We start from the raw sequence: 23,687 nt of genomic DNA, 5'->3' as shown, positions 1-23,687 counted from the left end.
GGCTCAACCTTGGTCATCCGCCCGGCATGACGGGCGGGCGGCCCATGCTCGCCGCGGCGTCGACGACGAAGTCGAGGAAGGCGCGCACCTTGGCCGGCGGCAGATGACGGCTGGGATGGTAGACGTGCAGAGGGAAGCGCTCCCCGTTCCACTCCGGAAACAACTCGACGAGCGTGCCCGCGGCGAGCATCGCATCGAGGCCGAGCGCCATGGGTTGCGCGATGCCCAGCCCGGCAGCGCAGGCGGCCAGGGCGGTTGCGACGTCATTGACGATGACCCTGCCGCGGACGTTCACAGGAAGAATTCGCCCATCCTGCCAGAACTCCCAGGCGAAGGGCTGGCCGGTGACGGGATCGCGGAACAGCAGGCACTCATGGCCATCCGCCGCCAGCGCGCTCGGATGCGCCGGCCTGCCATGGCGCACGAGATAGGCGGGCGCGGCGCACGTCAGGATCCGCGTCTCCAACAGCTTGCGCGTCACTAGCCCCGAAGGCTCCGGCTCGCCGAAACGCACGGCGGCGTCGAAGCCTTCGGACACCAGGTCGCCCAGCCGGTCGCGCACCACGATGTCGAGCGTCAGGCCGGGATGGGCCGCGAGAAAGCCCTGCAGATGCGGGGCGAGGAAGAGTTGGGCGAACCATGCGTCGCAATTGATGCGGAGCCGCCCGGTGACCGTGCGCCCCTCACCGGCCGCGCCGCGCGCCGCCTCCACCATGGCCGCCATCAGGGGCGACAGGTCGGCGACGAGCCGCGCGCCCGCCTCCGTCAGCTGCGTCGCGCGCGGGTTGCGGTCAAAGAGCCGAAGACCCAGCCGGGCTTCCAGACGGCCGATGGCGCGGCTGACGCCGGATGGCGTTAAACCAAGTACAAGGGCGGCGCGGGCGAAGCTGCCGGTTTCTGCCACGGCGATCAGGGTGCTAACCCCGCTCAGCAGCCGCGCATCGGCATCCATCGTGATTCTCCGTCATCCATAGGATGACAAAACTGCGCTCACGTCATGCTTCTTGGGAAGCCCATCCTGCCGCCACCGGCACCCGGCCGGCACAGGAGAGTTCATGACCATGCAGAACAAACGCGTCGCCATTCTCGGCGGCACATCCGGCATCGGGCAGGCGCTTGCCGCCGCCGTTCTCGCCGAAGGCGGCATTCCGATCGTCGTCTCCCGCACCGCGGACAGCGTCACCGAGACCTGCCGCAGGCTCGGACCGGCGGCGCAGGGTTTCACGGCCGATCTCGCCTCGGAGCGGGAGATCGCGGACCTCTTCAACCGCATCGGCGCCTTCGATCACCTGGCCTTCACCGCCGGCGAGCCCTTGCTGTTGCAGCCGCTCGCCGAGTTGGATCTGGCGGCAGCCCACCGCTTTCTGGAAACACGGTTTTGGGGCGCACTCACCGCGGCGAAACACGCGGCGGGGACTTTGCGCCCGGGCGGGTCCATCACCTTCACCTCCGGCATCGCCGGGGTGCGGCCGCCCGGTGCCGGATGGGCGCTCGGCGCCAGCATCTGCGCCGCCATGGACGGCCTGACCCGGGCGCTGGCCCTGGAACTCGCGCCCATGCGCGTCAACCTCGTCTCGCCCGGCTTCGTGCGCACGCCGCTGTGGCGCGAGATCGAGAGCGAGGCGCGGGAAGCGCTCTTCGCCACCGCCGGAGCCAAGCTGCCCGTGGGCCGCATCGGCGTGCCGGAAGAGATTGCGCAAGCCTACCTCTTCCTGATGCAGTCCGGCTTCACGACCGGCGAGACGCTGGTGCTCGACGGTGGCGGCCGCCTCGTCTGATCGGGCGCTAAAAGGCGCTCGTCAGGCGAAAGGATCCTCGTCCTTCGGCCAGAAGGGGCCAGTCTTCCGCGCATAGGGGATGGCGGCGAAATCCTGGCTGAGCGCGCCGGGCGAGGTCGCATACAGCACGTCGCTCGCGATGGGTGCGAAGCCCGCGTGGAAATGCTGCATGGACTTGACGATGATGATGCCGAGCGAGGCGGGGTCGAGGCCGAGCGCCGCCATCGCCTCGGGATGAAAGGTCTGGGTGCGGAGCGTGCAGAGGACGAGGTCGATCCCCTCGCCCCGCACCCAGGCGGAGGGGCCGAGGGAGACTGGCGCCGCCCCGAAGCGCTGCGTCACCTCCTCTGCCAGACCCATCACCGTCACCCGCATGTCGACGGGCATGCCCGAAGCCGGGCCGCATTTGCCGCCGATGCGGAGATCGAGCTCGGCGCCCAAGCCTGCCTCGCGGCAGAAGCGCACGGCGATCGGGTCCCATAGATAACCGAGCATCACCCCGGTGAGCCCCTTGGCGCGGACCGCCTGCAGGAAGAAGGTCGAGTCCCCCGGGGCGCCGCCGCCGGGATTGTCCGCCACATCGGCGATGACGACCGGGCGTCCGGGCTTCTCGGCGCGCAGCTCGTCGGCCACTGCGAGTGCTGCCGCGATGGTCAGGGAGGGCGGAGACAGCTCCTTGCGCATCGCGAAAAAGGCCTCGCCGTAATGGCGTGCGGTGGCCGTCGCACAGTCCACGTCTCCATCGACGACCGCCAGGAGCTTGGCGCCGACATCGGGCACGTCGCCCCAGGGAAAGCCATGGACCAGAGAGAGGGACAGAATGCCCTCCCGCCCCTCGTGCCGGCGCAAGTGATCCACGAAATCGCGCAGGGGCTGGGCGGTCGGCCGGAACAGGCCGATCATCCGGCAGTCATAGACGGCCATCACCGGCCGCGTGCGGCCGGACGCCGCGTCGGCGGCGAGGGTGAACAGCTCCTCCGCCCGCTCTGGGATGTCGGTATGCGGATAGTCCTTGTAGGTGAGGAGGATGGTCGCGGCGCGCAGCATTGCGTCCGTCAGGTGGCAGTGGAGATCGAGTTCCACGCCAATCGTCACCGCTGGACCGACGGCCGCACGCACTGCGGTCAGCAGGTCGCCCTCGCAATCCTCGTAGCCCTCCGCGACCATCGCGCCGTGCAGCGCGAGCAGCACGACGTCCGGCCGTGCTGCTTGCAGATCGGCGAGAATTTCGTTGCGGAAACCTTCGTAGACCGCACGCGCCGTGACACCGCCGGGCTCGGCATAGGCGCATAGGCTCTCCGCCACCTGCCAGCCCAGCGCCTCGGCCCTGCGGCGCCATACGTAGAGCTGGGCCGAGCAATAGTTCTCCGGCCGCCGCGTCGCATCGCCATGGGCGACGAAGCCCTCGGCGAAAGCCTGGGCTCCGGTCGGCAGAGGCGCGAAGGTGTTGGTCTCGGTGTCGAGCGCCGCGATGAAGAGCTTCATTCCTTCGCGCCGCGCCGGATCAGCGGCCGTAATGGGCGGTGAGGCTCACCTTCTCGATCGTGGCAAAATGCAGGTAGTAGCCGACCTGAGCGCCCGGGCTGTCGGCGTTCAGCGGCAGGCTCTCCTCCTTCAGCGCATGCAGCGTGAAGATGTAGCGGTGCGGCTTGTCGCCCTCGGGCGGGCAGGGTCCGCCGTAGCCGGCTACCCCGAAATCCGTCCGCCCTTCTACCGCGCCCGCCGGAAGGCCGGATTTGCCGGGATGGCTCGCCCCTTCGGCAATCTCGGTCGCGTCGGCCGGAATGTTGAAGACGGTCCAATGCCACCAGCCACTGCCAGTCGGCGCATCCGGGTCGTAGCAGGTGAGCGCGAAGCTCTTCGTACCCGCCGGCGCGCCAGACCAGGAGAAGCCGGGAGAGATATTGGCACCCGTGCAGCCGAAGCCGCCGAAGACATGGCGCATCGCGATGGATCCGCCGTCGGTGAAGTTGGGGCTCGTCAAGCTCAAGGTCATGGCGGGGCGTCTCCTTCGGATTGGTCAGCGCCCGATGTCATGCGGCTGCCGGGCCAGCGTCAAGGCCCGGCAAAAGCGTCTGCAAAGGGCTCGCGGGCTTTTCATGGGCGAGCAGCCATGCCTTGCGGGACAGCCCGCCGCCATAGCCGGTGAGGGTCGCGTCGGCGCCGATCACCCGGTGGCAGGGCACCACGACGGCGATGGGATTGGCGCCATTGGCCGCCCCCACGGCCCGGCTGGCGGCAGGCCGCCCGATCATCGCCGCGAGCTGCCCATAGCCACTGGTCCTCCCGGGCGGAATACGGCGGAGCGCCGCCCAGACGCTGCGCTGGAAGGCGGTGCCGCCCGTCGCAGTCTCGATCCCGTCGAGGGCCGCGAAATCGCCGGCGAAATACCGGTCGAGCGGCGCGCGCAGCGCAGGCGGCGCCGCAGCCGGTGCCAGTGACACTCTGCCGTAGTGCAAGCGCAGCAGCCGCTGCATGCGCGGCTCGTAGTCGTGAAAGTCGAGGGCGCGCAGCACCGTGCCCTCGAAGACGAGCAGGATCTCGCCAATGGGCGAGGCGATCCGGTCAAGCGACAAGTGCATGGGCGTTTTCTCCCTTGGTCGCGATGGCATGAAGCCAGAGGTGAATGGCGGCATAGGCCCGCCACGGGCGCCAGGCCTCGGCAGCGGCCGCGAGGGCGCGGCCGTCCAGCCCCGCCGCGCGCTGCAGCCCGACATCCTGGGCAGGAAAGGCATCGGGTTCGCCCAGCGCCATCAGGGCGATGCATTGCGCCGTCCACGGTCCGATGCCGGGAATGGCGGTCAGCCGCGCCGTGGCGGCCTCCAGCCCCTGACCGCGATCGAGCAGATCGGGCGCGGCCAGCAGCGCTTCCGCCAGATTGACGATGGCGGAGGCGCGGGCGCGGGGCATGTTGAGATCGAGGCTGAGGGTCTCGCGCGCCGCGACCAGGCGTGCCGGCGTGGGAAAGAGCGCCGTCAGGCCGGGCACGCCACTCTCGACCGGCTGGCCCAACAGGGCGACGAGCCGGCCGGCGAGCCCACGCGCTGCCGCGAGGCTCACCTGCTGGGCCAGGATGATGCGGACAGCGGTCTCGAGCGGCTCCCAACTGCCGGGCAGGCGCAGGCCTGGCCAGGCCGCGATGCTCGGGGCGAGACGCGGGTCGCGCGCCAGCAGCGCGTCGATCGGTCCCGGATCGGCACCGAGATCGAGCAGGCCGCGCAGACGGGCGACGATTTCCGGCAAGGCGCGGAGGGCGGGAAAGACCACCAGCAGACGGAGATGGTCCGCCCCGCCGGGTTTCACCGCGACGTGGCCGTAGTGCTCGCCCAGACGAATGAGGCGGTGATACCGGCCCTCGACCACCATCTCCACGCCGGGGATCGCATGGGCGGCAAAGAGCCGCAGCATGCTCGGCCAATCATAGGGTGGACGAAACGGCAGGCTCAGCGTGAGCCCGGCTTGACCGTCGGCGCGCCCCGCGCCGGCCCGCCGCATGGCGCTGGGCGGCCGGCCATAGAGCGTGCGGAAGACGTGGTTGAAGCGACGGAGGCTTTCGAAGCCGGAGGCGAGCGCCACTTCGGTCAGCGGCAGGTCCGTCTCCTCCACCAATTGACGTGCCAGCAGGTTGCGGCGCGTCTGTGCAACCTGCGCCGGGCTCGCCCCGAGATGGGCGGCGAAGAGCCGCCGCAACTGCCGCTCGCCGATGCCGAGGCGCGCGGGCAGCTGATCCGGGCCGAGCCCTGTGGCGATCAGTGCCATCGCACGGGCGACGTGGCGGTGCGCTGGCGCCAGGCTCGGGGCGCGTTCCGGCCGGCAGCGCAGACAGGAGCGATACCCCGCGACCTCCGCCGCCGCCGCCGAAGGATAGAAGGTGCAGTTTTCGGGCTTCGGCGTCTGCGCCGGGCACACGGGCCGGCAATAGATTCCGGTCGTCCGCACCGCCGTGAAGAACCGTCCGTCGAAGCGGGCGTCGCGCGTCAGCAGCGCCTGATAACAAAGCGCAGGGTCGAGCGCGGCAGGAACGAGGGGTAGAGCTTGCGACATGACCCGATCATGGCATGCCGGCTACGCCTTCGCTCGCCGTTTTCGGACAAGACCGTGAGACGCTCAGGAAACGAGGCGACCCACCACCGTGCCGGGTTCGACCACCGCATTCGCGGCCGCGAGGATCGTCAAAGCTCCCGCCGCTGGCGCCATGATCTCGTGCCGCGCACTCTCGATGCGGATTTCCGCGATCTTGGCACCGGCCGCCACCCGTTCGCCATCCGCCACGAACCAGCGTTCCAGAATGCCCTCCGGCAGCATGCCGTTCTGCCAGAGTTCTTCACCCAGTCTGATCTCGGTCATGGAAGCCTCCCCTTTCGTCGAGGAAAGGCTTGCGTCATTGCGGCATCGGACGCCTTGACCGACATCAAGCCCGTGCAGATTTCACGGCCTTGCGCGGCTTGGCGGAACGGCCATTCCAGTAGCCGGCAAGCAGAGAGCCGGAAATGTTGTGCCAGACCGAAAAAATGGCCGCCGGCAGGGCCGCGAGGGGCGAGAAGTAGAGCTTGCCCAGGGCCGCGGCGAGGCCGGAATTCTGCATGCCGATCTCGAAAGCGAGTGTGCGGCAGATGCTCTCCGGAAATCCCAATAGGCGCCCGCCCCAATAGCCGCCGAGATAGCCCGTGCCATTGTGCAGAACGACCGCGAGCAGAACGATGGGCCCGACGCGCGCGATGGCACCCGCCGTCGCCGCCACCACGGCGGCTATGATGAGCAGGATGCAGATCATGGAGACGAGCGGCAGAAGCGGCTCCACCCGCCGCATCGCCTTGTGCGCGACGACGTTGACGGTGACGCCGAGCGCCACCGGCAGCAGCACGATGCGGAGAATGCTGAGCAGCAGGCCCAGCGTGTTCACCTCGATGCCGTGGGCGACGTAGAGACGAACCAGCAGCGGGGTGGCGACCACGCCAACCAGCGTGGAGACGGCGCTGATCGTCACCGACAGTGCCACGTCTCCCCCGGCGAGATAGACCATGACGGTGGAGGAGGTGCCGCTCGCGACCGACCCCACCAGCACCATGCCGACGGCGAGCTGCGGCGACAGGCCGAGAAGCCTGGCGATGACGAAGGCGGCGAGCGGCATGATGACGTAGTGAAGCAGGATGCCGGCCGCGACCGGCCCGGGCTCACGCGCGACGCGGCGGAAATCCGCAGGCGTCAGCGTGACCCCCATGGCGAACATGATGATACCGAGCAGCAGCGTCACATGCGGCAGGATGGGCTTGAAGGTCGCCGGTGCGAAAAACGCCCCAACCGCGAACAGCAGTGCCCAGAGCGGGAAGAGTCGCGTGACGAAGCGCATGGACAAGTCTCCTCGGTCGCGGGCCCTCAGTCACGACCGAAGCGACGCACGGCTAGGGGATCAGCAAGAGGCCGTCGCCTAGCGTGTTTTCGCCCGCAGGAACATAGCGCCTGCGCGCCGTCTCATTCGTGATGATGCTCGTGCATCGCGCCCTTGGTCGCGCCGTGATGCCCACAGCAATGCCGCGGCGCCATCGTCACCGGATTGCGGCGCTTCAGCATCACCGCCCCCAGCGCGACGAGGCCCAAGAGGATGTTGAGCCAGAAGGTGTAGTTGACCGAGAAATGCGTCTTCTCCGCCTGCATCTGGCCGGAATGGGCGGGGATCAGCCCAAGGCCGCCGAAGGCGAGTTCCATGATCAGAGCTGCGATCACCATGGTCGCGTAGAAGAGGCCAAAGATGTAGGCGGCCATCTTCCAGCCGTAGTAGCGGCGGTAGACGTCGAGCAGCGGCAGGACGATCAGATCGGCGAAGAGGAAGGCGAGGACACCGCCGAAGCTGACGCCAGAGCCCCAGAGGACGGCTGCCATCGGCACGTTGCCGATGGAGCAGACGAAGGAGAGCATGGCGACCAGCGGCCCGAGCAGGGCGTTGAGCGGCACCTGGACCCAGGGGCTCGCGCCATGGACGAAGAGCGTCTGCCACCACCCCTGCGGCACGAAGGCGGCCAGCCCCCCGGCGATGACGAAGCCGAGCACGATGTCCTTCCACAGCATCTGCCAATCCATGACGAAGGCGTGGGAGGCTTTGACCCAGGTTTCTCGCTGCCCGAGCTTGTGCCAGACCGTGCCGGGCTGTTCGGCGGCATCGCCGTGGTGATGGGCGTGGCCGCCCTGCCCTTCATCGTGATGCCGTGCCTCTTCCACCAGCCGCTTCGGATAGGTGAGCTTCACCAGCAGGGCGAGGACGATGATCAGCACCACGCCGCCGATCCATTCGCCGGCCATGAAGGGCCAGCCCATGAGCAGCAGCAGCACGATGCCGAGTTCCAGTACCAGGTTGGTCGAGGCGAAGAGGAAGGCGAGGCTCGGGACCAGCGCGGCCCCGCGCTTGAAGAGGGTGCGGCTGACCGAGGCTGAGGCATAGGAGCAGCTGGAACTCGCAGCGCCTGCCACCGTCGCCAACGCGATCTCCCGCAGGCCGTTGCGGCCCAGCGCCTTCTGCATATGCGCCTTGGAAACGATGGTCTGCAGCAGGGCCGAGATGGCGAAGCCGAGCACGAGGCTCCACCCCACCTGCCAAGCCATGCCGAGGATCATCAACGCCGCCTGTTGCAGCTCTCTCGCGAAAACATCCATCCCTCGCCCTCCGCACTGCGGTTCAGGCTAAGAGATAGTGCTTCCCATTATGGGAAGGTCCAGGGTGCGGACGCCCTCTCTGCGTCAGGCAGCCATGCCGCGCGCGAAGTCGTCGGCTCGGCCCACCGCTTCTGCGGACAAATTCTGGCGCGCGTAATCGAGATCAAAGCGCAGTTGCAGAGTCAGCCAGAACTCCGGGCTGGTTGAGAAGGCATGGCCCAGCAGGATCGCCGTCTCTCCGGTAATGCGACGCGTGCCGTTGATGATGGCGGTGATCCGGTTGGTCGGGACGCCGAGCGATTGCGCCAGGCGATTCGCGCTGATGCCATGCGGCTTCAGAAACTCCTCCTTGAGGATCTCTCCGGGATGGATGAGCAGGTTCGGGTCCATGCGTCGCCCCTCAATGATAATCGACGATTTCGACGTCTTCCGCATCCGAACCGGTCCACCGGAAACATACCCGGTACTGATCATTAATCCGGATCGCATGATGCCCAGCGCGATCACCCTTCAATGCCTCGAGCCGATTGCCCGGGGGCGACCGCAAATCGTCCAGCGACCGCGCCGCATCGATCATCAAGAGCTTGCGCCGCGCGACCCGCATGAAGGAACGCCAGGCTGGATCGCCCGCCTCCCCTGCGAAGAGCCGCTGCGTCTGCTTCGAGCGGAAGTGCCTAATCATCAAGCGCCGTTACGCTTTACGTCTCGCATAATAGCCAGATACGCGCCTCGGCACTAGCCAGAAAGCGCCTCCACCCCCACGAGACTGCCCAAGAACGGAAACACCTCGGGCGCGCCAGCCGCGAGGGGATGGCCGGTCCACATGCCGTCCTCGGCGAGGAAATCACTCACCGTGCCGCCTGCAGCCTCGATGAGGCAGAGGCCGGCCAGGCAATCCCAGGAATTGATGTGGGGCTCGACATAGCCGAGCAGGCGGCCGCAAGCGACGTCGCACAGCATCAGCGCGCCAGAGCCGTTGCGGAAGAACATGCCACCGGCTTCGAGCAGCTTTTCCAGCAGCGGCAGCAGCGTCGCGGCGCCCACGCGGGAGGAATAGCCCAGGCCCGTCAGGCCGTTGGTGAGGCGGGCTTCCGGCCGCACGCGGATCGGCGCGCCGTTCAGCGTCGCCCCCTGCCCGCGCCGACCGATGAAGAGTTCCCCCCGCGCGGGTGCGGCAACGAAGCCCAGTTCCACGCGCCCGTCGAGCACGAAGGCGATGGAGACGCACCAGTTCGGCATGTTGCTGACGAAGGGCTGCGTGCCGTCGATGGGGTCCACCACCCAGATGCCGCGGGCGCCGGACACCGCATCGCTCCGTCCCGTCTCCTCACCGAGGAAAGCATCCTCGGGGAAGGCCTCGGCCAGACGGTCACGGATCAGAATCTCGGTATTGAGATCGGCCTCGCTCGCCATGTCTTGTGGGCCCTTGGACTTGATGGTGAGGCTGCCGAGGCTCTGGAAATAGCCCATGGCCAGAGCGCCGGCCTCCTCCACCAGGCGGCTGCCGAAGGCGAAGCGGGAGTCGAGGTCGAAATCAGCCATTGTCTCTCTTTCGTCGAAGGTCAGGCGTCGCGCCACAGCCAGGCGGCGCCGCGCACGCCGCTGCTGTCGCCATGGCGCGCTGGAAGGATGGGGGTCTCGAAGACGGTCGAAAAGGTATAGCGCGCGAGAACCGGCGGCAGGTCACGATACAGTTCCTCGACGTTCGACATGCCCCCACCCATGACGAAGACATCGGGATCGAGGGCATTGACGACGAGGGAGAGGCCGCGGGCCACGCGGTCGACATAGCGGTGCCAGATGAGCCCGGCGAGACGGTCCCCCTCGCGCATCTTCTGGATGATGCCGGGCGAAGTGATGGCGCCCGGGTCCATGTCGGGCGGCGCATGGCGCAGGTAGTCGGCGCGGAAGGCGCGGCCGGAGACCCAGGTTTCGAGGCAGCCATGCTTGCCGCAGTAGCAGGGGGTGCCGGGAATCTCCGTGAGATCGGGCATGGGCAGAGGGTTGTGGCCCCATTCGCCGGCGCTGTTATTCGGCCCGTGATGCGCCCGGCCACCCACGGCAATTCCCGCTCCCGCTCCCGATCCCAGGATGACCGCGAAGACGACATTGTAGCCGGCGCCGGCGCCATCCACCGCCTCGGAGGCCGCAAGGCAATCGGCATCGTTCTCCACCCGGATCTCGCGGCCCAGCACGCGGCGGAGATCGGCCTCCACCGGGCGCCCCAGCAGCCAGGTGGAGCTTGCCCCCTTGCCGCGCCGGCTGCGCGGCTCGAGCGAGCCGGGAATGCCGATGCCAATACTGCCGCTCTCGCCTGCCTCTGCTTCCAGTCGCCCGACGAGATCGGCGACCAGGCTCAGGCAAGCATCATAGTCGCCGCGCGGCGTGTCGACCCGCAGGCGGGCGCGCTGCTCGCCCTCCGCCGTCATGGCAATTCCTTCGATCTTGGTGCCGCCCCAGTCGATGCCGATGAGCATGGCCTCTCCTACCTGACCGCGGCGCGTCTGCCGCGCGCCTCTCCGTGAACTTATGCGATGAGCATATAAATTTGTCACGGAGGCTTGGATGCTTGAGGCCACGGCCATCGCGGCCTATGGAGCCGTCATGGCCATCACCCAGTTCCTGCCGCACGCCACCCTGCATCTGCACCAGCACGACCTGCCACCCGATCTCGACCTCGGGCCCGTGGTCGCGGTGGATACAGAGACCATGGGGCTCGACCCCCGGCGGGACCGGCTCTGCCTGATCCAGCTGTCGGCCGGAGACGGCCAGGCGCATCTCGTCCAGCTCATTCCCGAGAACCTGGGCGGCCGCGGCACCGACTGCCCCAACCTGAAGGCGTTGCTCGCCGACCGCGCGCGCCTCAAGCTCATGCACTTCGCCCGCTTCGACGTCGCCATCCTCTACCACGCGCTCGGCGTCGAGGCGGCGCCCGTGGTCTGCACCAAGATCGCGGCGAAGCTGGTGCGCACCTTCACCGAGCGGCACGGCCTGCGGGATCTCTGCCGCGAGTTGCTGGGCATCGACATTTCCAAGCAGCAGCAGACGAGCGATTGGGGCGCGCCCGAGTTGTCTCCTGAACAGCTCGCCTATGCGGCGTCGGACGTGCTGCATCTGCATGCCCTTTGGGCCCGACTGGAAGCCCTGCTGCTGCGGGAAGGCCGGCGGGATCTGGCGCAGGCCTGCTTCGACTTCCTGCCCGCGCGGTGCAGGCTCGATCTTCTCGGCTACGACGAGCCCGACATCTTCGCCCATCGGGGCTGAGCTGAGAGCGGCTCGCAACACGCCGCCGCTGTGCTAGACATTGCAGATTGTCAGAACCGGAAAACGGCCATGATCGACCTCGACTACCCGGCCCTCGATGCGACCCCTGTGGCGAGCGACCCCTACACCCACATCGTCGTCGAAAACTTCGTAAAGCCCGAAAGCTTGGCCGCCGTGGTGGCGGAACTGCCAAAGCTGTCGAAGGGCGGTTCCTTCCCGATCGATTCCCTGCGCCTGGGGCCGCACGCCAAAGCGCTGATGAAGGAGCTGGAAGGTCCGCGCTTCCGCGAGGCCGTCGCCCGCAAGTTCGGCCTCGATCTCGATGGCGCGCCCACCATGGTGACGCTGCGCGGCGCCTCGCGGGAGAAAGATGGTCGCATCCATTGTGACAGCACGACCAAGCGCGTGACGATCCTGCTCTACCTCAATCCTGAGACCGAAGCCTGGGCGCGGCGCGAGGGCTGCCTGCGCCTCCTGCGCGGGCCCGATGACATCGAGGATTACGTGGTGGAGGTGCCACCCGTGAACGGCACCCTGCTGATCTTCCCGAATGGCCCCACCACCTGGCACGGCCATAAGCAGTTCGTCGGCACCCGCTACGTCATCCAGCTCAATTACATGACGACGGATTCGACGGCACGGTCGGAAATGCGCCGCCACAAGGTATCCGCTTTCATCAAGCGCCTCACCTCCTCGGCCGCCTGAGACCGGGGGCGGTGCACGCGATGAGAGGATGGATTCGGGCGGCGCTGCTCGCCTGCCCTCTGCTGATGCTCGTCGGCTGCGGGGTCTTCATCCAGCAACACGCCGTCGGCAATCCGCACGTGCCACAGCCGGTGAAGCCAGTGTCGATCTCCGCCTATCTCGGCCGTTGGTACGAGATCGCCCGGTATGACCAGAGCTTCCAGGCCGGCTGCGACGGGGTGACCGCCGACTACAGCCTAAAGCCCAGCGGCAAGCTCGCCATCGTCAACACCTGCCGCGATCCGGACGGCAAGACGCGGCAGGCCCGCGCCCTGGCCTATGTTCTGCCCGATACCGCGAATACCAAGCTCAAGGTCAGCTTCTTCGGCCCTTTCTACATCGGGAACTATTGGATCCTCGATCACGCGGACGATTACGCCTGGGCGATCGTTGGAGATCCCACTGGCCGTTACCTCTGGCTGCTCGACCGCAAGCCGGTGCCGAGTGCGGCGGAGACGGACGCGCTCATCGCGCGCGCGGCAGCGCTCGGCTACGACGTCTCGATGCTGCGGCGAACCCAGCAGCCCTGACCCGGGTCAGGCAGCGCTTTCCAGCCGGTCACGCCCCGCGTCCTTGGCGTGATACAGCGCACGATCGGCGCGGGCATAGATTTCCTTAGCGGTCTGCCCCGGCAAGATAGCCGCGACACCGGCGGACGACGTGCAAACGAGGCCGGGCAATTCCGCGATGAGCCGCGCCTGCCGGACATCGGCCAGAATGCTGTTCACCACCCGAAGTGCGGCCGCCAGTTCCGTCTCCGGTAGGATCAACATGAACTCCTCGCCCCCGACCCGCCCAAAGCGGTCATGCCGCCGTATCGCCTGCTGCACCAAGCGTGCAAAGGCGACGAGAATGCGATCCCCTACCTGATGGCCGAAACTGTCGTTGACGCGTTTGAAGAGGTCGAGATCGAAGAGGCAGACGCAGGCGCGCCCGACAGCGCCCCGGGTCATAGCCTCGCTGATATCTTCGAGCGCGCGCATCATGGCACTTCGGCTCGCGACCCCGGTCAGATCATCCGTCTGAGAGGCCCGCACGGCGACGTCCCGCGCTTGCCGCAACTCCCGGTCACCCACCCGCAGATGCGTGATGTCGGTGGCAAGACACAGCATCCAGCCATCGGCATCGACCGTTTCCGTCATCCAGAACCAGCGGCCGTCGGCCTGGTCCATCTCGAAGGCGCGATAGGGCTGCTTTCCGCGGCGCGACTTGGTGGAGGCCAGCCAAGCCTCGAAATCGGGGGACTGGACGACGGTTCCGCCCGCGCTGCCCAGGTTGCGGCGCATGATCTCTTCCCACAGCGGCCCATCCGTCGCCGCCAGCGCGAATGCCGCACGAAAGGCGGGGTTGGCATAGCGCAATCGGTCCGTCCGGTCATAGAGCGCGATCAACACCGGGCTCTCGCCCTGAAGCGCGGCAAGCTTGGCCTGAATGTGACGGTCCATCAGAGAATCATGATCCGAAGACGCCTCCGCCTCCGTTACACATTCAGTACAGAATGAGTAAGCGCCGATTCACGATGCCATGAAGCCAGCCGCACCTCAAACCAAGTCGACATCAACCCGGGGTGGAATGGCGGCTACTCGGCCGCGAGCCGGTGGAGATGGAAGCCGCTGCCCGGTGCGCCCTGTGCCAGTTGCGCCACCAGCGCGGCCAGCAGGGCCGGCGCCTCCTCTTCGAAACGCCAGGGTGGGTTGACGACCAGCAGACCGCTGCCGTTGAGGCGATCGGGCGCCACGGGCTCGCGCAGCAGCAGTTCCGCCGCCACGACGTCCCGAATGTCACCGTCCGCCACCGCCTGGTGGAAGGCCCGCACCGGCGCCCGATGCTTGATTGGATACCAGACGGCGATCACGGCCGAAGGGAATTTGGCGCAGGCTTGCTGCAGCACCGATACGAGGCGGCCGAACTCGTTCCCCTGCTCGAAGGGCGGGTCGATGAGAACGAAAGCCCGCTTCTCCGGCGGCGGCAGAAAGGCCCCGATGGCTTCGTAGCCGTCCCGCAGATGGACCGCGACCTGCCGGTTGCCGCGGAAGGTGGCCCGAAGCACGGCATGATCCTCGGGATGCAGTTCGCAACAGACCAGCCGGTCCTGGGGCCGGAGACAGGCGGCGATGAAGGCGGGGGAACCGGGATAGAGGCCGAGCTGGCCGACGAGCCCCAGGTAATCGGCGAGCGCTGGATCCGGTGGAGCGGCAAGCAGCCGCCCGATGCCCCCCTGCCACTCGCCCGTCCGCCGCGCCTCCTCACCCGAGAGATCGTAGCGGCCGAGTCCCGCATGGGTGTCGAGACTCAGGAATCCCGCCGCCTTGCGCTGCATCGCCCGGACCAGCCACAACAGCAGCGCATGCTTCATGCAGTCGGCGAAATTGCCGGCGTGGAAGGCGTGGCGGTAGTTCACGGCACGCGAGCGCTCAGAGGCGAGAGACCGGTGTGGCCGTCTCGATCGCCGGCAGTTCGGCGAGGCGCTCCACGATCGCCTCGGGGGTTTCCAGAATCTCGAACCACTCATGGGCGCGGGCCGGCACGAACCCCATGGCGACATAGCCATCCACCAGGCGGCGGAAATGCGTGCCCCAGCCCATCACGTCGCAGATCAGGATCGGCTTCGCATGCAGATCGAGCTGCCGCCAGGTGACCATCTCGAAGGTTTCATCCAAGGTGCCGAGGCCGCCCGGAAGGGTGACGAAGCCATCCGACATCTCGAACATGCGGCGCTTGCGGCTGTGCATGCTGTCGGTGACGATCATCTCGGTCACCTTCGTATGGGCGACTTCGCGGCGGGCGAGGAAATCCGGGATGATGCCGATCACGGTCCCGCCCACACCGAGCGCGCCGTCGGCGACCGCGCCCATCATGCCGATCGACCCGCCGCCGAAGATGACGGTGATGCCGGCCTGCGCCAGTCCACGGCCCAAAGCAGTCGCCGTTTCCCGGAAGATCGGATCGCTGCCCGATGCCGCACCACCGAAAACCGTCACTGCCTTGATTGCCGGCATCCCGTCCGTCCTTTGCAAGAAACCTGTCCCCTTGGTGGCAGGCAGACCCGCCCGATGCAACCCTCGAGCGAGCGAGGAAGCCCCCCGTCCGCGTGAAACCGCGCGCACCGTTCACAAAGCCGTGCTAGAAAGATGACGATTCGCAAACAAGCCCGATAGGGCGGCAGGATTGTCTTCATGACCGAGGTAACGCAGCAGGGGATCACACGGCCGACGCGACGGGGCAGCCCCTTCGGCATCGCGACCCTTGCCGCCCTCTGTCTGGTCGGTGCAGCCGGCCTCTATTTCTACGAGATGCATGGCCGCTCCCCCTCGGTCGCACCCTCCGCCGTGGCGCCGACCGCGGGCACGACAACCGCCGCCGCGTCATCCGCGACACCCCCTGCCGCAGTCCCCGCCAAGCCGGTTTCCGTCGCCACTGCGCCGACGGCTGCGCCCGCCGCCCCAGGGCCCGCCACCGCTGCACCAAGCGTGGACGTCGTCCGCGTCGACAAGGGGGGAAATCTGGTCATGGCCGGGCGGGCGGCCCCGGGCGAGACCCTGACCATCCGCAACGGGGGCGCAGACATCGGTACGGCCACGGCGGGTGATGATGGGCAATGGGTCTTCCTGCCCGATGCGCCACTGCAGCCGGGCGCACATCAGCTGACGGTTTCGGGCCCCGGCGTGGGCGCCACGGATACCGCGCATCAGGCCCAGGTTCTGCTCGGCCTGCCCGCCAACGGCCCGGCGACTGCGCAGGCGCCCGGACAGACCCTGAAATCTGGTCCCCTCGTGGTGCTGTCCGAGGGCAATGCCGCGCCGCGCCTGCTGGCCGGACCCAGCGCCAAGGGCACCGGTCCCGTCGGTCTCGACATCGTGCAGTATGACGATCAGGGCCGCATCCGCTTCACCGGCCATGCCGAACCAGGCCACAGCGTGCGGCTCTACGTGAACAACAAGCCCGTGGGCGACGCGACGGCCGATGCGAGCGGCCGCTGGTCCCTCATCCCCGCGCAAGATCTGCCGCCCGGCCTCTATTCCCTGCGCACCGACGAACTCGGCACTGACGGCAGCAAGGTGGTGGCGCGCGCCGAAGTGCCCTTCGCGCGGGCCGACCTGTCCCACGCGCTGAAGGACGGTCAGGCCGTGGTGCAGCCGGGCGATTGCCTGTGGACCATCGCGCACGACACCTATGGCCACGGCGTGAAATACACGGCGATCGTGGTGAAGAACCGGGACCAGATCCGCAACCCGGATCTGATTTATCCGGGCCAGGTCTTCCATATGCCGACCACCGACGAAGCGGCCCATGCGCCGCCGGTCTCGGTGATCCGCAAATCGCCGCGGGGCGAGACAAGCGGGGGGTAGCGCTGTAAAGAGGCCCCATGGCCCATCCCAGCGCTTTCAAATACGTATTCTCTCCCCCGCATCCGGCGGCGCGGCCCTTTCTGGCGATCGGCGCCGCGCTGGTGTTGCTCGGGCTCATCTTCGCGAGCTGGATCGCCTGGATCGGCGTCGCCTTCACGCTCTTCTGCCTCTATTTCTTCCGCGATCCGGAACGCTATCCGCCGACCCGCCCCGGCGCGATGCTGGCGCCGGCCGACGGCCATGTGGTGAGCGTGGCGCTGGTGCCGCCCCCGCCCGAACTCGGCCTCGGCACCATGCCCCGCTGGCGCGTCGCGACCTTCCTCTCCGTGCTCGACGTCCATGTAAACCGCATGCCGGCCGACGGCACGGTGACGCGCATCGCCTATCACCACGGCAAGTTCCTCAGCGCGAACATGGACAAGGCCTCCGACGAGAACGAGCGCAACGCGCTCGCCATTCGCCTGCCCGACGGGCGTGAGATCGCCGTGGTGCAGATCGCGGGTCTCATCGCCCGCCGCATTCTCTGCGACGTCAAGGAAGGGGATTACGTCCAGGCCGGCAGCCGCTTCGGCATCATCCGCTTCGGTAGCCGGACCGACCTCTATCTGCCGGTAGGCGTGCTGCCGCTGGTGGCCGAGGGGCAGACGATGATCGGCGGCGAGACGGTGATCGCCGAAATCGGCGAACTCGTGGAACCGGTCGAGGTTCCGGTGGGACCCGCCATGGAGGCCGCCGCACAGGCGGAAGCCGTGGCAAGCGAGACCGACGCCATCCTCACCGATCCGGAAGCGCCGGTGGAGGACATCTTGCCTTCCCCGCCTGCCGACAGGCCGGCGCCGGAGGTGCCATGAGCGGCGCCCCCGGCCTCGGCCCGGGCTCCGAACCGCGCATCTGGCCGGTACGCCGCAAGCGTCTGCGCCTACGGCGCCCGGCCCACCGCCCCCGCTTCAAGGGCCCCTCCTTCAACCGGGTGCTGCCCAACCTACTGACCATGCTCGGCCTCTGCGCCGGGCTTACCGGGATGCGCTTCGGCCTCGACGGGCATTTCGACGCGGCCGTGATCGCGATCGCGGTGGCTGCGGTGATCGATGGGCTGGACGGGCGGATCGCCCGGCTGCTCAAGGGCACCTCGCGCTTCGGCGCGGAGTTCGACAGCCTGGCCGATTTCCTCTGCTTCGGCGTGGCGCCCTCCTTCCTGCTCTACGTCTGGTCCCTGCACCATCTCGGTGGGGTCGGCTTCATTCCCTCGCTCATGTTCGCGGTGTGCATGGCGCTGCGTCTCGCGCGCTTCAACGCCTCGCTGGACGCCGCACCCGCGCCCAAGCACACCGCCGGCTTCTTCACCGGCGTGCCGGCGCCGGCCGGGGCTCTCCTCGCCCTTTTCCCGATCTTCGTCGGACTCGAAGGCAGCTCTACGGGCCTGCCCTGGCTGGTCGCCCTCGCCCAATCACCTCTGGTCGTGGCCCTGGTGCTGATCGGCACTGCCCTCCTGCTGATTTCGACCCTGCCAGTCTGGAGCTTCAAGAACTTCAAGGTGCCGGCCCCGGCCGTACTGCCGCTGCTGCTCGGCACCGGGGTCTATGCTGCCATCCTGCTGGCCGAGCCTTGGGCCGCATTGGCCGCGGCCGGTGTCATCTACATCGCCATGCTGCCCTTCAGCATCCGCAGCTTCCGCCGTCTGCGCGAAGAAGCCGAGGCCATGCGGGTGGAAGAGGAGGACGACGGCGAGGTCGCCTGACCCACCGCTCTAGCGGCTCTGCGCCGGCAGGTTGAAGGGCGTGATCACCTGAACTGGAGACAATGCCGCCCGCGGCACCTCGCGCAGCGCGCCATGCGCCTGCATGATGTGCCGGCAGGCGATGCGCATGTCCTGGTTCAGATCGTGATGCAGCACGGCGCTAATCCGTCGCTCGCGCAGCAACTGGGTGTTCTCGTCATCCAGATCATGCGCGACGAAGACCGTGCACTGTCGCTGCGCTTCCGCGAAGGCGGCGAGCACCGCCTTGTTGCCGCCGCCAATGGAATAGGCCCCGGCGATCATCCGGTCTCCCACCAACGCGCGCCGGGCGAGCGCCACCGTCTCGCGGTCCATGCCGTAGCCCTCGCTGACTTCGACGATCCCGATATCGGGGTGGAAGCGACGCAGGGCCTGGCGGAACCCCTGCTCCCGTTCCTCCTCGCCGCGAAACCGGTTGCTGCTGAGCGTCACGAGCACACGCGCCGGATGCGGTTTGAGCCAGGCGCCGATGAGGAAGGCCGCCGTCTCACCGGCTGCCCGGTTGTCGATGCCGACATAGGCATGGCGGCGGCTATGCGGCAGGTCGGTCACAATCGTGACGACGGGAATGCCGGCAGCAGCCAGCCGGTCGACCGCCGCCGCCACTTCCGGCACGTCCGGCGCCTTGAGGACGACGCCATGGCTGCCGCGGGCGCGGATGCCCTCCAGCGCCTGCACCAGGGCTTCGGCCGCGATCATCTCCCAGAGATGGAAGCGCGCCCGGAAGACGGCGGGCTGCAGCGTCGGCAATTCCGCTTCCAGCGCGCGGCGGACGGCCGTGGAGAAGCGTAGGGGCGTCTCCATCACAAGGTCGATCGTGAATTTCCGGCCGGTCAACGCGCGCTGGCGGCTCTGCGCTTCGAGATCGCGGATGGCTTCGGTGACGCGCGCCCGGGTCAGCGCCCGCACCCCGGGCCGCTCGTTCAGCACGCGGTCGACGGTTGCGAGGCTGAGGCCTGCCTGGGCCGCGATTTCCTTGACGAGAAAGGTGCGAGACATGCGGCCATGCTGCCCCAGAGCGGCCGTGGTGGCCAAGGGATTTCTGAGGTTTTTCTGAGGGGTCTGTGAGTGCCATGACACCGCAGGAAGACCTAATCTCAGCGGCGGAAACAGTCCCCACGGAGACCCGCCATGAAGAGCGACAACCTGGCCCAGCTGCGCGCCGACCGCGTCTATCTCTCGCCCGAGCGCGTCTGGCTCGATGACCTCACCGCCCTCACTGCGACGGAGACGCGCCTTGCGGACTATCCGCTGGCCACCGAGGTCGCACGGCAAGTGCTGATCTATGACTGCGACCGCATTCGCACCGAAGCGGCAACACCGCAAGGGCGGCGCGCGGTCCTCGCCGAATGGGCGGAAGCGCTGATGGACGGCCCCGGCATCATCGTGCTGCGCCGCGCCTTTCTCGACCATGCACCGCTCGACGATGCGACGGCAATCTTCCAGCAGATCATCGCGGAGCAGCACGCGACCAACACAGGGGGTGGCGACCATTTCGCCAAGCCCGGCGCCAATGACCGCATCTGGAATGCGTTGGAAAAGCTCTGCCTGCGCGCGCCCGACGTCTTCGCCACATACTACGGCAACGAGATTCTGGCGCTGATAGCCGAATCCTGGCTCGGCCCCGCCTACCAGTTCACCTCTCAGATCAACGTGGTCAATCCCGGGGGCGCGGCACAATCGCCCCATCGGGACTATCACCTCGGCTTCATGACGCCGGAGCATATGGCGCGGTATCCCGCCCATGTGCACCGCCTGTCGCCCGTGCTGACGCTGCAGGGCGCGGTCGCCCATTGCGACATGCCGCTGGAGAGCGGGCCGACGCTCTACCTGCCGTATTCGCAGAAATACGACGCCGGCTATCTCGCCATTACCACCCCCGCCTTCCGCGACCATTTCGAGGCGCATCACGTGCAGTTGCCGCTGGCGAAGGGGGATGCCGCCTTCTTCAACCCGGCCCTGTTCCATGCGGCGGGCCATAACCGCTCGGCCGAGATCCGGCGCATGGCCAATCTGCTGCAGGTGTCTTCGGCCTTCGGGCGCGCCATGGAGAGCATGGACCGCACGCGCATGAGCGCGACGCTCTATCCCGCGCTGTTGAGCCTGCGGGCCGCGGGCCGGATGTCGGACGCGCGTGCCTTGGACGCAATCGCCGCCTGTGCGGAAGGCTATCCCTTCCCGACCAATCTCGACCGTGACCCGCCGCTCGGCGGCCTCGCACCGCAAAGCCAGCAAGCCCTGATGCGGGAAGCCTTCCTCGCCGGCCAGCCGGCGGATGCCTTCATCGCAGCGCTCAAGGCCCAGGCCGAGAAGCGGCTGAGCTGAGACTCAGCCGAGGGGTTCGGCCAAGGGAGAGGGCGCCTGAACGGTGCCGTTTCCGGAGAGGAAGAGGCCGCGGCTGCGCATGAGATGGGTGCGCATTGCGGCGGCCGCCGCATCCTGATCATGCGCGGTGATGGCGTCGAGGATCATCCGATGCTCCTCGAGCGTGACCGTCTCATGCCCTTTCCAGAGCAGCAGGCTCGCATGGAACATGCTCAGCCAATGCAACATGGCGCGGCTCACCGCCTCCAGCACGCCATTGCCGGAGATGCTGGCGATGACGGTGTGGAACTCCATGTCGGCCGCGACGAAGCGGGCGGAGTCCTTGTCGAGGTAGGCGGCCTGCCGCGCGAGGGCGGCTTCCAGGCGCTGGATGTCCTCGGCCGTGGCGAGCCGCGCCGCTTCCCGCACCATGCCAATCTCGAAGAAGATGCGGGCATCCTGCAACTGGGACAGGCTTTGCGGCTGCGTCGCCAGAATATGCCGGGCAGCATGTTCGATCTGGCCGATGACATCGGCGACGGTAGGTTCCGAGACCCGCGCCCGCTCGCCATGGGTGATGACGATGAGGCCGAGCTTCTCCAGCCGCTGCATCGCCTCGCGGATAGCAGGTCGGCCGACGCCATAGGCCGCCATCAACTCCCGCTCGGAGGGGATATGGGCGCCGGGTGCATAGACGCGGGCCTCGATATCCTTGAGCAGACGGTCGAAGACTTCGTCGGACAGCTTGCGGCGGACGATCTTGCGCACGGGCAGCGGCTCCCGCCGGGACGCCGGGGAACCCTCGGTCGCCGCCTGACCCTCTCCTGTCACGCTTTTCGCCATGCCGCGCGCGCCCGCCTCATTCCCGTCTCGCTTTCGCATCCTTGCCTAGCGGCTGGGCGGATGCGCTGCAACCATGGCACGCAGCGGGCTCAGACGGTGGGCCGCACGATGCTGCCAGTCTCGGCCGAGGCATAGGCCGCCATCACCAAGGCATAGGTGCGAAGGTTGTCAGCGCCCGAGGTTTCGGGCGCCCGGCCAGCGCGCCAGGCATCGACCCAATGCCGCTGCAGGTTGAGCACGCTCTCCTGCAGGACGTGCCATGGCTTCTGCGTCCAGGCGGGTGTTACCGGCTCGACGTCCCACTCCGACACTGAGCCGTGCGAGGTGACGCGCAGCCGATACCCTTCCAGCAATTCGATGGTGCCGTGCTCGCCCTCGATGCGGAGCACCGTCTGCGGGAAGGGTTCCGGCAGACGCCGGCTGGCATAGGAACAGTCGACGATGCTGACGCCACCGCTCTTGTGACGGATCAGGGTGGTTGCGACGTCCTCGCCGGCGATCTGCGGATTGATATGCTGGGTCTGGCAATAGAGCGTCTCCGCCTCGCCCATGATGGAGCGGCAGACGTCGAAAATATGGATGCCGAGGTCGATGAGGATGAAACGCTTCTCGGTCGCGAGATAAGGCTGGCCGGAAAAGACGTCATAGCCGCTGCGGAAGGACGCCTGCAGAAAATGCGGCCGGCCGATGCGTCCTTCGGCCAGCACCTGGCGCGCCGCCAGGATGGGCGACTGGAAACGAAAATTCTCGTGCACCATGAGGCGCAGGCCCGCCCCGTCGCAGGTCTCCACGATCGCGCGGCAGTCTTCGAGACTGGGCGCCAAGGGCTTCTGTACGATGACATGCACCCCATGCGCAGCCGCGAGATCCACGAGCGCACGATGCGTCTGCATCGTCGTCGCGATATCGACGAAGTCGAGCCGCTCGGCCGCGAACATTTCGGCCGCATCGGTATAGGCACGACCGGCGCTGAAGCGTTGGCGCGCGGCCTCGGCCTTCTCCACATCCCGGTCGCAGACGGCCACGATCTCGACCTCCGGGATCGAAGACCAAGCGTGGAGATGGTTTTGCGCGAAGAAGCCGCAGCCGATCAGCGCCATGCGCCGCTTGGGTTCCGTCGTCATGACGTTCTCAGGCGTTGCAGATGTCGCGGACGGATTTCAGAACAGCCTCCTTGTTGAAGACCCGCTCGATCCAGCCCTCCCGGAAGATTTCCGGCTTGGCCTGGTTGATCGCATGGATCGCGCCGTCGGAGAACTTGCCCTCGGGGAAGACGCCGAAGGCGATGGAGAGGCCGATGTTGATATGGCCGAGCATGAAATCGGTCGCCGCTTCCCGGGGAACACCCCGCTTCACCACCGCGTCCACCGCTTCCTTCATCGCAAGGCACAGGGTGATGCCGACCGTCTCGGACAGCGCGGGCTCGAGGAAGGCGATATTCTCGACCGTGCAGCGATGGGCACGCATCACCGGCTTGTAGATGGTGCGGGCCACTTCCTCGCAGAGAGCGTAGTGCTCCTCCGGCCCCTGCATCAATGCGCAGACGATGTGCTGCTTGGCATGGACACCACCGAAAAAGTCGTTCTTCGCCTTTTCCTCGACCTCGTCGTTGAAGATCGGGGGATGGCAGGGATGGGTCACGAAATAGGTCACGTCTGCGCGCTCCGGCATCTCACCGGCATAGGGAGCCGCGGCATCGAGCACGATGAAGGCCGTTCCGGGACGCACCTTGTCGATGATCGTATGGGCGATCTTGCCGATCATCCGATCCGGCACCGCCATCAGCACGACATCCGCCTGGCCGAGGGCGGTATCCATGTCGACGCAGTCCACCCCGATCGCCGCCTTCAGCCGCTCGCGCCCGGCTTCCGACACCTCGACGTGATCGACCTGGAAGCGGGAGCCCTGCAGGTTGGTGGAGAGGCGAACCCCCATCTTTCCGCCGGCACCGAGGAGTGCAATCTTGGTCATGGCTTGATC

26 protein-coding genes and 1 pseudogene are annotated in these 23,687 nt (G+C 67.5%); 8 read left to right on the top strand and 19 right to left on the bottom strand.

The genetic code is table 11. The annotated features are described in order from the left end of the window. Positions 1-13 precede the first annotated feature (13 nt). Complete coding sequence (locus ACYQ6W_RS10675; RefSeq protein WP_459675241.1) at positions 14-952, bottom strand: LysR family transcriptional regulator; 939 nt, start codon at positions 950-952, stop codon at positions 14-16. 103 nt (positions 953-1,055) lie between these two features. Here ACYQ6W_RS10675 and ACYQ6W_RS10670 point away from each other — a divergent pair, with 103 nt between their 5' ends. After that, on the top strand, positions 1,056-1,778 hold the full coding sequence (locus tag ACYQ6W_RS10670; protein WP_459675240.1) for an SDR family oxidoreductase: 723 nt from the start codon (positions 1,056-1,058) through the stop codon (positions 1,776-1,778). A gap of 21 nt (positions 1,779-1,799) precedes the next feature. Here ACYQ6W_RS10670 and ACYQ6W_RS10665 read toward each other — a convergent pair whose 3' ends face one another. The 11 genes from ACYQ6W_RS10665 to ACYQ6W_RS10615 form a co-directional block, all read right to left on the bottom strand. Continuing rightward, positions 1,800-3,263 (bottom strand): M81 family metallopeptidase, encoded by a 1,464-nt coding sequence (locus ACYQ6W_RS10665; protein ID WP_459675239.1) that lies wholly within the window; start codon positions 3,261-3,263, stop codon positions 1,800-1,802. Positions 3,264-3,282: 19 nt separating this feature from the next. Beyond that, positions 3,283-3,774: a YbhB/YbcL family Raf kinase inhibitor-like protein gene (locus ACYQ6W_RS10660; RefSeq protein WP_459675238.1), complete on the bottom strand. Its 492-nt coding sequence runs from the start codon at positions 3,772-3,774 to the stop codon at positions 3,283-3,285. A gap of 37 nt (positions 3,775-3,811) precedes the next feature. After that, entirely contained in the window at positions 3,812-4,360 is a 549-nt protein-coding gene (locus ACYQ6W_RS10655) for a methylated-DNA--[protein]-cysteine S-methyltransferase (RefSeq protein WP_459675237.1), read from the bottom strand. After that, positions 4,344-5,822: an AlkA N-terminal domain-containing protein gene (locus ACYQ6W_RS10650; protein WP_459675236.1), complete on the bottom strand. Its 1,479-nt coding sequence runs from the start codon at positions 5,820-5,822 to the stop codon at positions 4,344-4,346. Before ACYQ6W_RS10650 ends, ACYQ6W_RS10655 begins: the two co-directional genes overlap by 17 nt. A 63-nt stretch (positions 5,823-5,885) precedes the next feature. Beyond that, positions 5,886-6,125: a biotin/lipoyl-containing protein gene (locus tag ACYQ6W_RS10645; protein ID WP_459675235.1), complete on the bottom strand. Its 240-nt coding sequence runs from the start codon at positions 6,123-6,125 to the stop codon at positions 5,886-5,888. A 64-nt stretch (positions 6,126-6,189) separates the two neighbouring features. Continuing rightward, complete coding sequence (panS, locus tag ACYQ6W_RS10640) at positions 6,190-7,128, bottom strand: ketopantoate/pantoate/pantothenate transporter PanS (protein ID WP_459675234.1); 939 nt, start codon at positions 7,126-7,128, stop codon at positions 6,190-6,192. 122 nt (positions 7,129-7,250) lie between these two features. Continuing rightward, the gene (locus ACYQ6W_RS10635) at positions 7,251-8,426 is read right to left on the bottom strand and encodes a permease (protein WP_459675233.1); all 1,176 of its coding nucleotides are present in this window, start codon (positions 8,424-8,426) and stop codon (positions 7,251-7,253) included. Between the two features lie 84 nt (positions 8,427-8,510). Next, positions 8,511-8,816, bottom strand: a complete 306-nt coding sequence (locus ACYQ6W_RS10630) for a HigA family addiction module antitoxin (protein ID WP_459675232.1) — start codon at positions 8,814-8,816, stop codon at positions 8,511-8,513. A gap of 10 nt (positions 8,817-8,826) precedes the next feature. Then, positions 8,827-9,108 carry a type II toxin-antitoxin system RelE/ParE family toxin gene (locus ACYQ6W_RS10625; RefSeq protein WP_459675231.1) on the bottom strand — a complete coding sequence of 94 codons (282 nt, stop codon included), beginning with the start codon at positions 9,106-9,108 and terminating at the stop codon, positions 8,827-8,829. Between the two features lie 53 nt (positions 9,109-9,161). Continuing rightward, positions 9,162-9,968: an inositol monophosphatase family protein gene (locus tag ACYQ6W_RS10620; protein ID WP_459675230.1), complete on the bottom strand. Its 807-nt coding sequence runs from the start codon at positions 9,966-9,968 to the stop codon at positions 9,162-9,164. Positions 9,969-9,988: 20 nt separating this feature from the next. Beyond that, positions 9,989-10,903 (bottom strand): ROK family protein, encoded by a 915-nt coding sequence (locus ACYQ6W_RS10615; RefSeq protein ID WP_459675228.1) that lies wholly within the window; start codon positions 10,901-10,903, stop codon positions 9,989-9,991. A gap of 127 nt (positions 10,904-11,030) precedes the next feature. Between ACYQ6W_RS10615 and ACYQ6W_RS10610 the strand changes: the two genes are divergently transcribed. The 3 genes from ACYQ6W_RS10610 (at position 11,031) to ACYQ6W_RS10600 (ending at position 12,964) form a co-directional block, all read left to right on the top strand. After that, on the top strand, positions 11,031-11,690 hold the full coding sequence (locus ACYQ6W_RS10610; protein WP_459675548.1) for a ribonuclease D: 660 nt from the start codon (positions 11,031-11,033) through the stop codon (positions 11,688-11,690). Between the two features lie 69 nt (positions 11,691-11,759). After that, complete coding sequence (locus tag ACYQ6W_RS10605; RefSeq protein WP_459675226.1) at positions 11,760-12,395, top strand: 2OG-Fe(II) oxygenase family protein; 636 nt, start codon at positions 11,760-11,762, stop codon at positions 12,393-12,395. A gap of 20 nt (positions 12,396-12,415) precedes the next feature. Further along, positions 12,416-12,964 carry a lipocalin family protein gene (locus ACYQ6W_RS10600; protein WP_459675225.1) on the top strand — a complete coding sequence of 183 codons (549 nt, stop codon included), beginning with the start codon at positions 12,416-12,418 and terminating at the stop codon, positions 12,962-12,964. 6 nt (positions 12,965-12,970) lie between these two features. Here the strand turns inward: ACYQ6W_RS10600 and ACYQ6W_RS10595 are convergent, their stop codons facing one another. The 3 genes from ACYQ6W_RS10595 to ACYQ6W_RS10585 form a co-directional block, all read right to left on the bottom strand. Further along, positions 12,971-13,879, bottom strand: a complete 909-nt coding sequence (locus ACYQ6W_RS10595) for a GGDEF domain-containing protein (protein ID WP_459675223.1) — start codon at positions 13,877-13,879, stop codon at positions 12,971-12,973. Between the two features lie 134 nt (positions 13,880-14,013). Next, positions 14,014-14,835: a 23S rRNA (adenine(2030)-N(6))-methyltransferase RlmJ gene (locus ACYQ6W_RS10590; RefSeq protein WP_459675222.1), complete on the bottom strand. Its 822-nt coding sequence runs from the start codon at positions 14,833-14,835 to the stop codon at positions 14,014-14,016. 13 nt (positions 14,836-14,848) lie between these two features. Further along, positions 14,849-15,433: an LOG family protein gene (locus ACYQ6W_RS10585; protein WP_459675221.1), complete on the bottom strand. Its 585-nt coding sequence runs from the start codon at positions 15,431-15,433 to the stop codon at positions 14,849-14,851. Positions 15,434-15,610: 177 nt separating this feature from the next. Here ACYQ6W_RS10585 and ACYQ6W_RS10580 point away from each other — a divergent pair, with 177 nt between their 5' ends. From ACYQ6W_RS10580 to ACYQ6W_RS10570, 3 genes and pseudogenes are all read left to right on the top strand, one after another. Continuing rightward, the gene (locus ACYQ6W_RS10580; RefSeq protein ID WP_459675219.1) at positions 15,611-16,783 is read left to right on the top strand and encodes a LysM peptidoglycan-binding domain-containing protein; all 1,173 of its coding nucleotides are present in this window, start codon (positions 15,611-15,613) and stop codon (positions 16,781-16,783) included. Between the two features lie 17 nt (positions 16,784-16,800). After that, positions 16,801-17,463 (top strand): annotated as a pseudogene (locus ACYQ6W_RS10575) (phosphatidylserine decarboxylase); the annotation flags it as partial. A 167-nt stretch (positions 17,464-17,630) separates the two neighbouring features. Further along, the gene (locus tag ACYQ6W_RS10570; RefSeq protein WP_459675218.1) at positions 17,631-18,521 is read left to right on the top strand and encodes a CDP-alcohol phosphatidyltransferase family protein; all 891 of its coding nucleotides are present in this window, start codon (positions 17,631-17,633) and stop codon (positions 18,519-18,521) included. 9 nt (positions 18,522-18,530) lie between these two features. On the opposite strand, the gene ACYQ6W_RS10565 is transcribed toward ACYQ6W_RS10570, so the two are convergent. Continuing rightward, a complete protein-coding gene (locus tag ACYQ6W_RS10565; RefSeq protein WP_459675216.1) occupies positions 18,531-19,559 on the bottom strand; it encodes a LacI family DNA-binding transcriptional regulator in 1,029 nt (342 codons plus the stop codon). A gap of 132 nt (positions 19,560-19,691) precedes the next feature. Here ACYQ6W_RS10565 and ACYQ6W_RS10560 point away from each other — a divergent pair, with 132 nt between their 5' ends. Further along, entirely contained in the window at positions 19,692-20,885 is a 1,194-nt protein-coding gene (locus tag ACYQ6W_RS10560) for a phytanoyl-CoA dioxygenase family protein (protein ID WP_459675214.1), read from the top strand. 3 nt (positions 20,886-20,888) lie between these two features. Here the strand turns inward: ACYQ6W_RS10560 and nanR are convergent, their stop codons facing one another. The 3 genes from nanR to ACYQ6W_RS10545 all read right to left on the bottom strand — a co-directional run bounded on the left by nanR (position 20,889) and on the right by ACYQ6W_RS10545 (position 23,678). Then, positions 20,889-21,707, bottom strand: a complete 819-nt coding sequence (gene nanR / locus ACYQ6W_RS10555) for a transcriptional regulator NanR (RefSeq protein ID WP_459675213.1) — start codon at positions 21,705-21,707, stop codon at positions 20,889-20,891. Between the two features lie 89 nt (positions 21,708-21,796). Continuing rightward, the gene (locus ACYQ6W_RS10550; protein WP_459675211.1) at positions 21,797-22,831 is read right to left on the bottom strand and encodes a Gfo/Idh/MocA family protein; all 1,035 of its coding nucleotides are present in this window, start codon (positions 22,829-22,831) and stop codon (positions 21,797-21,799) included. Positions 22,832-22,838: 7 nt separating this feature from the next. Further along, on the bottom strand, positions 22,839-23,678 hold the full coding sequence (locus ACYQ6W_RS10545) for a phosphogluconate dehydrogenase C-terminal domain-containing protein (RefSeq protein ID WP_459675209.1): 840 nt from the start codon (positions 23,676-23,678) through the stop codon (positions 22,839-22,841). Positions 23,679-23,687 lie beyond the last annotated feature (9 nt).

Source organism: Acidisoma sp. 7E03 (assembly GCF_054665075.1).
This window is presented reverse-complemented; position numbering and strand designations above follow the sequence as displayed.

What these genes read in the sequence shown, in the direction of transcription:
- ACYQ6W_RS10675 (WP_459675241.1), bottom strand. Translation starts at nt 952, where the DNA reads ATGGATGCCGATGCGCGGCTGCTGAGCGGGGTTAGCACCCTGATCGCC.
- ACYQ6W_RS10670 (WP_459675240.1), top strand. Translation starts at nt 1,056, where the DNA reads ATGACCATGCAGAACAAACGCGTCGCCATTCTCGGCGGCACATCCGGC.
- ACYQ6W_RS10665 (WP_459675239.1), bottom strand. Translation starts at nt 3,263, where the DNA reads ATGAAGCTCTTCATCGCGGCGCTCGACACCGAGACCAACACCTTCGCG.
- ACYQ6W_RS10660 (WP_459675238.1), bottom strand. Translation starts at nt 3,774, where the DNA reads ATGACCTTGAGCTTGACGAGCCCCAACTTCACCGACGGCGGATCCATC.
- ACYQ6W_RS10655 (WP_459675237.1), bottom strand. Translation starts at nt 4,360, where the DNA reads ATGCACTTGTCGCTTGACCGGATCGCCTCGCCCATTGGCGAGATCCTG.
- ACYQ6W_RS10650 (WP_459675236.1), bottom strand. Translation starts at nt 5,822, where the DNA reads ATGTCGCAAGCTCTACCCCTCGTTCCTGCCGCGCTCGACCCTGCGCTT.
- ACYQ6W_RS10645 (WP_459675235.1), bottom strand. Translation starts at nt 6,125, where the DNA reads ATGACCGAGATCAGACTGGGTGAAGAACTCTGGCAGAACGGCATGCTG.
- panS (WP_459675234.1), bottom strand. Translation starts at nt 7,128, where the DNA reads ATGCGCTTCGTCACGCGACTCTTCCCGCTCTGGGCACTGCTGTTCGCG.
- ACYQ6W_RS10635 (WP_459675233.1), bottom strand. Translation starts at nt 8,426, where the DNA reads ATGGATGTTTTCGCGAGAGAGCTGCAACAGGCGGCGTTGATGATCCTC.
- ACYQ6W_RS10630 (WP_459675232.1), bottom strand. Translation starts at nt 8,816, where the DNA reads ATGGACCCGAACCTGCTCATCCATCCCGGAGAGATCCTCAAGGAGGAG.
- ACYQ6W_RS10625 (WP_459675231.1), bottom strand. Translation starts at nt 9,108, where the DNA reads ATGATTAGGCACTTCCGCTCGAAGCAGACGCAGCGGCTCTTCGCAGGG.
- ACYQ6W_RS10620 (WP_459675230.1), bottom strand. Translation starts at nt 9,968, where the DNA reads ATGGCTGATTTCGACCTCGACTCCCGCTTCGCCTTCGGCAGCCGCCTG.
- ACYQ6W_RS10615 (WP_459675228.1), bottom strand. Translation starts at nt 10,903, where the DNA reads ATGCTCATCGGCATCGACTGGGGCGGCACCAAGATCGAAGGAATTGCC.
- ACYQ6W_RS10610 (WP_459675548.1), top strand. Translation starts at nt 11,031, where the DNA reads ATGGCCATCACCCAGTTCCTGCCGCACGCCACCCTGCATCTGCACCAG.
- ACYQ6W_RS10605 (WP_459675226.1), top strand. Translation starts at nt 11,760, where the DNA reads ATGATCGACCTCGACTACCCGGCCCTCGATGCGACCCCTGTGGCGAGC.
- ACYQ6W_RS10600 (WP_459675225.1), top strand. Translation starts at nt 12,416, where the DNA reads ATGAGAGGATGGATTCGGGCGGCGCTGCTCGCCTGCCCTCTGCTGATG.
- ACYQ6W_RS10595 (WP_459675223.1), bottom strand. Translation starts at nt 13,879, where the DNA reads ATGGACCGTCACATTCAGGCCAAGCTTGCCGCGCTTCAGGGCGAGAGC.
- ACYQ6W_RS10585 (WP_459675221.1), bottom strand. Translation starts at nt 15,433, where the DNA reads ATGCCGGCAATCAAGGCAGTGACGGTTTTCGGTGGTGCGGCATCGGGC.
- ACYQ6W_RS10580 (WP_459675219.1), top strand. Translation starts at nt 15,611, where the DNA reads ATGACCGAGGTAACGCAGCAGGGGATCACACGGCCGACGCGACGGGGC.
- ACYQ6W_RS10570 (WP_459675218.1), top strand. Translation starts at nt 17,631, where the DNA reads ATGAGCGGCGCCCCCGGCCTCGGCCCGGGCTCCGAACCGCGCATCTGG.
- ACYQ6W_RS10565 (WP_459675216.1), bottom strand. Translation starts at nt 19,559, where the DNA reads ATGTCTCGCACCTTTCTCGTCAAGGAAATCGCGGCCCAGGCAGGCCTC.
- ACYQ6W_RS10560 (WP_459675214.1), top strand. Translation starts at nt 19,692, where the DNA reads ATGAAGAGCGACAACCTGGCCCAGCTGCGCGCCGACCGCGTCTATCTC.
- nanR (WP_459675213.1), bottom strand. Translation starts at nt 21,707, where the DNA reads ATGGCGAAAAGCGTGACAGGAGAGGGTCAGGCGGCGACCGAGGGTTCC.
- ACYQ6W_RS10550 (WP_459675211.1), bottom strand. Translation starts at nt 22,831, where the DNA reads ATGACGACGGAACCCAAGCGGCGCATGGCGCTGATCGGCTGCGGCTTC.
- ACYQ6W_RS10545 (WP_459675209.1), bottom strand. Translation starts at nt 23,678, where the DNA reads ATGACCAAGATTGCACTCCTCGGTGCCGGCGGAAAGATGGGGGTTCGC.